The sequence below is a fragment of the Hyphomonas sp. genome, from assembly GCF_046313735.1.
Classification (GTDB): domain Bacteria; phylum Pseudomonadota; class Alphaproteobacteria; order Caulobacterales; family Hyphomonadaceae; genus Hyphomonas.
On record NZ_JBKBXW010000011.1, the window covers coordinates 87132 to 96030 of the forward strand.

Sequence of the window (8899 nt, forward strand, 5' to 3'; positions counted from 1 at the left end):
CGCCCCCGCCCCCGCCCGGGGGGGGGGGGCCCCCCCTCCGGCCCCGGGGGCAAACGCGGCGGCGCTGGGACCGCTAAGCCCGGGCGTCGCGGCGGTTCTGGCGGCGCCGGCGGGCGACCAGGAGGTTGGGCCGGCCCACTTCGCCGGCGTCATTTGCGGGCCGGGACCGGATTGCGGCATCGCCGGAGACGAGGCCGTAGGCCAGGACACCGTCGAACCGCAGGGTTCCGTTGTCGCTGAGACGGGCGAGGGGGGACATGGCTGATACTCCTTCTGGCTGGTTTGCTTGTCCGTTTGTCTTTGGCGTTTCGTTGCTTGCCGCCGACACGGACTAGTTAGCATCGCGCATATTGTTTTTCAATATGAATTTATCGAAAAAAAATAATTATCAATAAAATCAAGGCGATATTTTTATTGAAAAACAATATGATCCCCGGTTCCGGGGCCGAGACAACAATTATCGGTATTCAATATGGATGAATTGGGCGCGTCAGCGCTTCCGCCGGCACCGGTCGGAACAGTAGCGCACCTCGTCCCAGACCCGTTCCCACTTCTTGCGCCAGCTGAACGGCCGGCCGCACGCGGCGCAGGTTTTCACCGGCAGCTCCTGCCGCGGCACGTTGCGCCCTGTGCCGCCCTTACGAGGCACGCGCGTGCCCGTTTGACGTTCCGGCAAGATCCAGGCTCAGCTGCGCGCTCTCCCCCGGCTTTCTCGGACGGCTCCGGCCCGCCGGGCGTTCACCCCGGAACGGAATTCCCGCACGCCGGCTGCCATGGCGCATCTGGATCGCATCGGCGGCTGCCGCATGGCCCGGCCCTTTCCGAAGGGCAAAGATCCGGCTGCGCGCCTCTTCTGCGGCGGCCATATGGTCGATGATCCGCATCGGATAGGTCTGGCCGAGCACGACGCCGGCATGGGTGAGCACCCCGGCCGGCGCCTGCCAGGGTGCGTGCAGCCATTGATCCGGCAAGGCCGCCAGCTCCGGCACCCATTGCCGGATGAACGCGCCGGCCGGGTCCTGGTCATGCGATTGCTTCACCGGATTATAGATCCGGGGCGTGTTGATGCCGGTGGTCGCCGATTGCATCTGCGCCTGCGGGTAATGGATGCCCGGCTCGAAATCGGTGAACAGGCTGGCGAGGATTTCTGCCGGCCGCTTCCAGTCCAGCCAGAGATGATGCGCTGCAAAGCCCATCAGCATCGCCCGCATCCGGAAATTCAGCCAGCCCGTCGCCCGAAGCGACCGCATACAGGCATCCACAAACGGAAAGCCCGTGCGCCCCTCTGCCCAGGCGGCGAGGCGCGGATCATCCCGGGCCGGTGCCGGGCGCAGCCCGTCATAGGCCGGATGGAGGCTGCGATGCTCTATCGAGGTCTGGTCCTCCAGCTTCTGGATGAAGTGGCAATGCCAGTGCAGCCGCGAGATGAAGCTCGCGACGGACGCCGCATACTCCGCATCGCCTCGCGCCAGGTGGCCGGCGCGGGCCCGGCGCGCTGCCTGCCATGCCTCGCGCATCGAAATCGTCCCGAAGGCCAGATGGGGTGACAGGCGCGAGCAGGCCGAGGCGCCTGCCAGCGGGCTGGCCATGTCCGCCCGGTACCCACGCCCCCGCTCTGACAGGAAACTGCGCAGGCATTCGACGCCCGCCGCGCGCCCGCCGGGCTGGCGCCCCGGGCAGTCGTCTGGCCCCAGTCCCAGGTCGCCGGCGCGCGGCAAGCCGTCCGTTGAGGCCCCGGCGCTGACGATGTGCTCCGGCGCCACAATCCGGGGCCGCTGCATCAGCGATTCCCAGCGCGCAGCCCAGCCATCCCGGTCCTTCAGGCCGCGCACGACACCGTGCTGGACCTGCTCGCGGACCGATACTCCGGCATTGCGCGCCCAGCGGCGGACCGCGCGGTCCCGGGCAAAGGTCCAGTCCAGCCCGGTCTCCTCATGCGCATGGATGGCCTCGATCCCGAACTCCCGGTGCATGTCCGTCAGGATGCTGATGGCGTCGCCCGTCCGGATGACCAGGTCAGCACCGCGCGCAGACAATGCGGCCGCCAGCTCCGTCAGCGATTCCGCCACAAAGTCGAATTGCCGGCGGGAATGTTCGGGCAGCGCCCAGTAGCCCGGCTCGAAAACATACAGCGGCAGCACCGGCTTTCCGCTGGCAACAGCCGCCGCCAGGGCTGCATGATCATGCACCCTCAGATCGCGTTTGAACCAGACAACATGAACGCCGGACATGGAACAAAGATAGAACAGTTTGTTTCGGGCGGCAAGTCCCCCTGATCCGCACCGGCAATATGGACCCGCGCCGCCTGCGGCCTAGGTGGGGTGGAAAAGGGTGCCATGCAGGAGTTCGACATGCGCATTGCAGTTATCGGGGCGGGAATTGCCGGCCTCGCTGCGGCCAGAAAGCTGGCGAATGCGGGCCTTGAGATCAGCGTCTTTGACAAGGGCAGGGGCCCCGGCGGGCGCATGGCCAGCCGCCGCGTTCTGCTGGAAGGGCGCGAAGTCAGTTTCGACCATGGCGCTCAGTATTTCACAGCCCGCGACCCGGCATTCCGCGCGGCCGTTGAAGGCTGGATCGCCGAAGGCGCTGTGGCCGCCTGGTCGCCCCGCCGTCTCGGCGGTTTGCCCGGCGAGGCGTGGTATGTCGGCCAGCCTGGTATGAATGCCGTCATCCGCAGCCTGTCTGGCGGTCTGGCCGTAAGCTGGTCCACGCGCGTGACAGCAATCACGGGCGCGCCTGGGGAATGGTGGCTGCAGATGGAGGATGGGCTGGAGGAGGGCCCGTTCAGCCGGGTGATTGTTGCTGTTCCGGCCGAGCAGGCGGCGCCCCTGCTGGCCGGTCCTGCCCCGGCGCTCTCAGAGGCAGCGGGCCGGATAAGGTCATTGCCATGCTGGACCGCAATGCTTGTCCATGACGTGCCCCTCGGGATTGAGCTGGATGCGATCGAGCCGCCCCCCGGAGCTTCACTGATTGCCTGGGCGGCGCGAGGCAGCTCCAAGCCCGGACGCGCAGACGCGGATGCCTGGGTGGTGCAGGCCGCCGCGGACTGGTCGTCCCGGCATATCGAGCTGACGCCGGAAGAGGCTGCCAGTCTCCTCGCGGCAGAATTCAGTCATCTGACCCGTGCGCCCGTTCCGGCATTCATCACGGCGCATCGCTGGCGCTATGCGCGCGTCGCCGAGCCTCTTGGCCAGCCATTCATGGCGGATGCGGATCTTTCCATCGCCACCTGCGGCGACTGGCATCTGGGCGCGCGCGTTGAAGCTGCCTGGCTCAGCGGCCACACGCTCGCGGAGCATTTGTTACGACCCAGAAACGAATTCAACCTGTAGTGTGTGGGATGCTCTGTGAAAATCCTGTGGATATCTCTCCGTGGGCGCGGATGGGGAAGGATACACAGGGCGGGCCAAAGACCTCGCCGCAGGGCAGCTTGCAGAGCCGCCCCCGGACTTTCGCGCGGCTCACAGGGCCGCCTGGGCGTTTGCCGAACAGGCGCCGTCGCATTCGGCCTGGCAAACCCTGACACCTGATCAGGGGCGCGCCGTCAAACAGCTCGCCGCGCTCACGGGTATAGCGGCGCTCCTCTGGCTCGAGGCCTGTCTTGTCCTTGCCTCAACCTGCCTGCTCGGATTTTTCCTCGCAGCCATCTGTTTCCGGCTTGCCGCGTGCCTGACAGGGGCCCCGGCTTCGTCCGGGCCGCCTGCCGGGCGCCCGTTCGAATTGCTTAAGCTGCCCGTCTACACGATTCTGATTGCCCTGAAGGATGAGATGGCAACCATCCCCCAACTTGCAGAATCCCTCCGCAGGCTGAACTATCCGGCAGGCCTCATTGACCTGAAACTGCTTATCGAAGCTGGCGACACGGCGACCCGTGACGCGCTGCTGGCCGAATGCTGGCCGGGCGATGCTGAACTCCTGATCGTGCCGCCGGGCGAACCGCGAACCAAGCCGCGTGCGCTGAACTATGGTCTTGCCCAGGCGCGCGGAGAGTTTGTGGTTGTATTCGATGCAGAGGATCGTCCGCATCCGGATCAGCTGCTGGCCGCAATCCGTGCGTTCCGGAAAGGCCCGGCGCAGCTCGCCTGCCTTCAGGCCCCGCTTGCCGGTCATGGCGCGCGCGGCTGGCTCGCCGCCCATTGGGCGCTTGAATACGCCATCCAGTTCGGCCGGCTGATGCCGGGCCTCGCTGCGCTCAGGCTTCCCATCGCGCTTGGCGGCACCAGCAACCATTTCCGGCGCCGCAGTCTCGTCTCAGCGGGTGCCTGGGATCCGTGGAACGTGACGGAGGATGCAGACCTCGGTCTCCGCCTCGCGCGGGCGGGCTACAAGGTTGGGATGATTACCCCGCCAACACTGGAGGCGCCGCCAGAGCGGCTTGGCGTCTGGATCGCCCAGCGCTCGCGCTGGCTGAAGGGTTACCTGCAGACCTGGCTGGTCATCATGCGCCGTCCTGTTTCTGCGCTGCGGGAGCTTGGCTTCGCCAGCTTCCTCTCGGTGCAGCTCACGCTCGGTGCAGCGCTCCTTGCGGCTCTCGTGCACGGCCCCTGGGTCCTGTGGTTGCTGGTAGGAATGGCCGTGCCCGAACTCGCTCCCTCGCCCGTGTTCCTTGCGGCTGCCGGGTTCAGCTACGTTGCCAGCCTCTTCATCGCGCTCATTGCGCCCGGGGGCAGGGGGCTGCCTCGCCTTTTCCTCGCGCTGACCCTTCCGCTCTATTGGCCGCTGCAGAGCATTGCGATGGCCCGCGCGGTCTACGGCCTTCTCCGGCGGCCGCATTTCTGGGCCAAGACCCCGCATGAACATACCGGAGACGCACCCGGTCATTTCGGCACCGGAACGTTCGGTATGCGTTCCGGGCTGACCCGGGCGGAGGCCTCTGACGCTGCGTGACGCTTGGCGGCGGGTGCGTGCGGGCATAGTGTAAGCCATCCGGACAAGATTGCCTGAGGGAGCGCCGCCATGGCTTATGATACTGCCGAGCAACTCGAAGAATTCCGCCTCGAGGCCCGCAAATGGCTGGAGGAGAATTGCCCCCCCTCCATGCGCACCCCGATGAAGGATGATGAAGTCGTCTGGGGCGGGCGCAACGCGACCTTCAAGAACCCGGACTCCAAAGTCTGGCTCGACCGGATGGGCGAGAAGGGCTGGACCGCGCCGGAATGGCCGAAGGAATATGGCGGCGGCGGTCTCAATCGCGCCGAGGCCCGCGTGCTGGAACAGGAAATGCGCCGCATCAAGGCGCGCCAGCCGCTCTTCTCCTTTGGCCTCTGGATGTTTGGCCCGGCCCTGCTCGAATTCGGCAATCACGAACAGAAGCTGCGCTTCATCCCGGACATCGTGAAGGGCAAGATCCGCTGGTGCCAGGGCTATTCCGAGCCGGGTGCAGGCTCCGACCTCGCCGGCCTACAGACACGCTGCGAAGACAAGGGCGATCATTACCTGATCAACGGCCAGAAGGTCTGGACCTCCTATGCCGACAAGGCCGACTGGATCTTCTGCCTCGTGCGCACAGATCCCTCGACCAAGCATGAGGGCATCAGCTTCATCCTGTTCGACATGAAATCACCCGGCGTGGAAGCGCGCCCCATCCAGCTGATCTCCGGCGAGAGCCCGTTCTGCGAAACCTTCTTCACCGATGTGAAGGTGCCCAAGGACCAGCTCGTCGGCCGGGTCAATGGCGGCTGGGAGATCGCCAAACGCCTCCTCCAGTTCGAGCGCTCGTCCATCTCCGCTGGCGGCTTCGGCGGCACGGGCGGCTCCGGCATCCTCGGGCCGGAGGATTATGCCAAGCAACATGTGGGTACGGACGAAACCGGACGCGTCGCAGACGGCGACCTGCGGGGCCGCATCACGGACCACAAGATGTATGCCAAGGCCTTCGCCCTCACCGTCCAGCGCCAGACCGAACAGGCAAAGGCCGGCCAGGCTGTCGGCCACACCGCGTCCATCCTGAAATACGGCGCCGCCAAGATGAACCAGGACCGCCACGAACTCCTGATCGAAGCCCTCGGCACAGAAGGCCTCGGCTGGGAAGGGGAGGGCTTCGACAAGAATGCCAAGCGCGTCACCCGCCAATGGCTCCGCTCGAAAGGCAACTCCATCGAGGGCGGCACCTCCGAGATCAACCTCAACGTCATCGCCAAGCGCGTGCTGGGGCTGAAAGATCATCAGTAGAGCGATGTCATGGGTCGGCGTGCTGTTGATGGTTTACCCGATGGCCTGCGGCGTCATTGCGCAGCTCTTCGCGGCCAACAGGGCAGCAGGCTATCTCGGCTCGGCCATCGCATATCTGCCAATGATGGGCTTTATGGGAATGATATTGATCCAGTCCGGCGCGCGACGAATCCCTCCGTCCGAGATAATGATTGCGATTGTCATGGTCGCCATCTGGGGGCTGCTTTACTGGACGGGACGAAAATTGGGAAAACCATTTTCTGAAATGCTGGCTGCGCATCGAGAAGCGCAGCGTTCGAAAAAGATCAGGGAGAATTTTTGATGAGCTTTGTGCTGACAGAAGACCAGGAAATGCTGCGCGAAACGGCCATGGCGTTCGCCCGCGATGAACTGCCCGTGACCCATCTGCGCGCGCTGCGCGATGCCGGCGCAAACGGCAAGGATGACGCGACGCGCCGGAAACTTGCCGAGCTTGGTTTCTTCGGCGTCATCATTCCCGATGAGCCGGGCGCGGAAACCTTCGGCCTCATGGGCCTCGGCCAGGTGCTAGAGGCGCAGGGCCGCACGCTCGCCGCAACGCCGCTCCTGCAGACTGCGCTGATCGCCGCCTCCGCGCTCCAGCTTGGCGGCAACCCCGCTCAGCAGGCCGAATGGCTGCCGAAAATCGCCGGCGGCGAAACCACATTCGCGCTCGCCCTCGATGAAGGCGCGCATTTCGCGCCCTACAACATCGCCACCGAAGCCGAACGCGACGGGCAGGGCTACACGCTCAATGGCCTGAAGAAATACGTGCCCGATGCACACCATGCCGACATGCTGATCGTCGTCGCGCGCACCTTCGGCGAAGCCGGCGACCGCCACGGCCTCAGCCTGTTCCTCGTGCCGCGTAATGCAAAGGGCGTGTCGATCCAGTCCCTGAACACAGTCGACAGCCATGGCGCCGCGCATGTCAGCCTCGAAGGTGTCCATGTTCCCGATAGCGCGCTCCTCGGCCCCGCCGATGAAGGCGCAGACATTCTCGATCCTGTGCTCGACCGCGCCGCGATCGGCCTTGCTGCCGAAATGCTGGGCTCGTCCCAGGCTGCGTTCGACATGACGCTGGAATATCTCAACAACCGGAAGCAATTCGGCCAGCTCATCGGCTCCTTCCAGTCGCTGCAGCACCGCGCCGCAAAAATGTTCGTAGACCTCGAAATGACGCGCTCCTGCATCATGGCCGCGCTCGCCGCAGTCGATGCCGGCAAGACCGATGTGGCCGAACTTGCGAGCCTCGCAAAAGCGAAAGCCAGCGAGCTTGTTCATCTGGTCTCGAACGAATGTGTGCAGATGCATGGCGGTATCGGCATGACCGATGCGGCCGAGCCGGGCTTCTACATGAAGCGCGCGCGTGTGCAGGAAGCGCTGTACGGATCTGCCAGCTGGCACCGGGATCGTTACGCGCGTCTCAACGGATATTGAGGCGCGCACCGCCAGCGTTCACACATTCAGGCTTTGATTTTCGCCTTGCTGCGTTATGTGGAATGCAATTCCGCGAAGTAACGCAAAGGACGAAACACCATGGCTATTTCCAGAAGAGATGCAAAGCCGCTCTGCACCGCCGCTGAATTCGCGCTGGCGAATGAGAGCTTTCCGCCGATCATCGCGCAGCTCGATGCGAAGATGCTCCGTCAGCGGATCACCCGCGCCCGTAAGCTGCGCGACAAGTATGCAGACCTTGCCAGCAAGCAGTCCCGCGAAATCCGCGGCAAGGCAGAGCCGACCCGCCAGCGTACGCCCACCGGCAATGCCTCCACCGTGATGAAGCGCGAATTCTTCGCCGAAACGCTGGAGCGGTTCGAGACAAAGCTCGGCATTGTCGAGCGCCGGACGGCCCGCGAGGAAGCTGCCGCCGCGAAAGAAAAGACTCAGGCCGCCCTCAAGGACGCTCTCGCCCGCAAGCAAGGCGCCGCTGCCCGCAAGCCCGCCACCAAGAAAGCCGGCAAAGGCATGAAATCCGCGCCGTCGAAAAAGAATGAAGCGTTCCCGAACCTGCGCACGATGAAAGGCGCCGCCCGCGCCAACAACGCCCGCAGCCAGGCAAAGCGCGATTCCAAGCGCTGATCTGCCCAGCATTCATCGCGCACAAGACAAAGCCGCCGCCCCGGATTGCCGGAGCGGCGGCTTTTTTGTTCTGCCTGCTGAAATTGCGTCAGGCGTTCTTCAGCGCAGCCGCTTTGCGAAGTTCTTTCGCGATCAGGTAATACATCACCGGCCGGTGCTTCTGGCGCACGGCGCGGCCATATTTTTCAACCGCGGCCTTGAACGCGGCTGCGGCTTTTGCCTCATCCGTCACACCGAGGCGCTTTTCGACGAAATTCTTGAGGACGCGCTCAACTTCCGCCTTGTCAGAAGCCGCCACCGTTGCGGCATCGGCGCGATAGATCGAAGGTCCGCATGCCTTGATGCAGGCTTCAAGCAGCGCAACATCGGGCTTTGCCTCGCCGACCTTTTCTTTCAGGTCCGACATGTATTTTTCGAACATCACTTCCTTGGCGCTGGGCGCCTTGCCGGTTGTGCTCATCAGGAGTTTCCTTCTTCGGGCCGCAGCGCCGGATCGGCACACTTGCGGAACAGTCACGAATGCATTGGCGGAGGCAATATGCCTCCCCTGCAGCTAAAGCGGCATTCGTTGTGGGGATCAACCCATTTTCCACAACAATATAGCCTGCACACAATAAAGTGTGTGTAC

The 8899-nt window shown here is 64.4% G+C and carries 10 protein-coding genes; 6 read left to right on the forward strand and 4 right to left on the reverse strand.

Translation table 11 applies throughout. The features are described from left to right. Window positions 1-73: 73 nt before the first annotated feature. The 3 genes from ACK4SV_RS07425 to ACK4SV_RS07435 all read right to left on the reverse strand — a co-directional run bounded on the left by ACK4SV_RS07425 (window position 74) and on the right by ACK4SV_RS07435 (window position 2231). The gene (locus ACK4SV_RS07425) at window positions 74-259 is read right to left on the reverse strand and encodes a hypothetical protein (RefSeq protein ID WP_409917180.1); all 186 of its coding nucleotides are present in this window, start codon (window positions 257-259) and stop codon (window positions 74-76) included. A 231-nt stretch (window positions 260-490) separates the two neighbouring features. Next, window positions 491-619 (reverse strand): DUF2256 domain-containing protein, encoded by a 129-nt coding sequence (locus tag ACK4SV_RS07430; protein ID WP_409917181.1) that lies wholly within the window; start codon window positions 617-619, stop codon window positions 491-493. Window positions 620-638: 19 nt separating this feature from the next. Continuing rightward, entirely contained in the window at window positions 639-2231 is a 1593-nt protein-coding gene (locus ACK4SV_RS07435; RefSeq protein WP_409917182.1) for a deoxyribodipyrimidine photo-lyase/cryptochrome family protein, read from the reverse strand. Between the two features lie 120 nt (window positions 2232-2351). Here ACK4SV_RS07435 and ACK4SV_RS07440 point away from each other — a divergent pair, with 120 nt between their 5' ends. The 6 genes from ACK4SV_RS07440 to ACK4SV_RS07465 all read left to right on the forward strand — a co-directional run bounded on the left by ACK4SV_RS07440 (window position 2352) and on the right by ACK4SV_RS07465 (window position 8271). Further along, the gene (locus ACK4SV_RS07440) at window positions 2352-3332 is read left to right on the forward strand and encodes an NAD(P)/FAD-dependent oxidoreductase (RefSeq protein WP_409917183.1); all 981 of its coding nucleotides are present in this window, start codon (window positions 2352-2354) and stop codon (window positions 3330-3332) included. A 40-nt stretch (window positions 3333-3372) separates the two neighbouring features. Continuing rightward, window positions 3373-4887, forward strand: a complete 1515-nt coding sequence (locus tag ACK4SV_RS07445; RefSeq protein WP_409917184.1) for a glycosyltransferase family 2 protein — start codon at window positions 3373-3375, stop codon at window positions 4885-4887. Window positions 4888-4956: 69 nt separating this feature from the next. Then, a complete protein-coding gene (locus tag ACK4SV_RS07450; RefSeq protein ID WP_409917185.1) occupies window positions 4957-6171 on the forward strand; it encodes an acyl-CoA dehydrogenase family protein in 1215 nt (404 codons plus the stop codon). Window positions 6172-6175: 4 nt separating this feature from the next. After that, window positions 6176-6493 carry a hypothetical protein gene (locus tag ACK4SV_RS07455; RefSeq protein ID WP_409917186.1) on the forward strand — a complete coding sequence of 106 codons (318 nt, stop codon included), beginning with the start codon at window positions 6176-6178 and terminating at the stop codon, window positions 6491-6493. Next, the gene (locus ACK4SV_RS07460; protein WP_409917187.1) at window positions 6493-7629 is read left to right on the forward strand and encodes an acyl-CoA dehydrogenase family protein; all 1137 of its coding nucleotides are present in this window, start codon (window positions 6493-6495) and stop codon (window positions 7627-7629) included. Before ACK4SV_RS07455 ends, ACK4SV_RS07460 begins: the two co-directional genes overlap by 1 nt. Window positions 7630-7728: 99 nt before the next feature. Then, entirely contained in the window at window positions 7729-8271 is a 543-nt protein-coding gene (locus tag ACK4SV_RS07465) for a hypothetical protein (protein ID WP_409917188.1), read from the forward strand. Between the two features lie 88 nt (window positions 8272-8359). Here the strand turns inward: ACK4SV_RS07465 and ACK4SV_RS07470 are convergent, their stop codons facing one another. After that, a complete protein-coding gene (locus tag ACK4SV_RS07470) occupies window positions 8360-8731 on the reverse strand; it encodes a DUF2853 family protein (protein WP_409917189.1) in 372 nt (123 codons plus the stop codon). Between the last annotated feature and the right edge of the window lie 168 nt (window positions 8732-8899).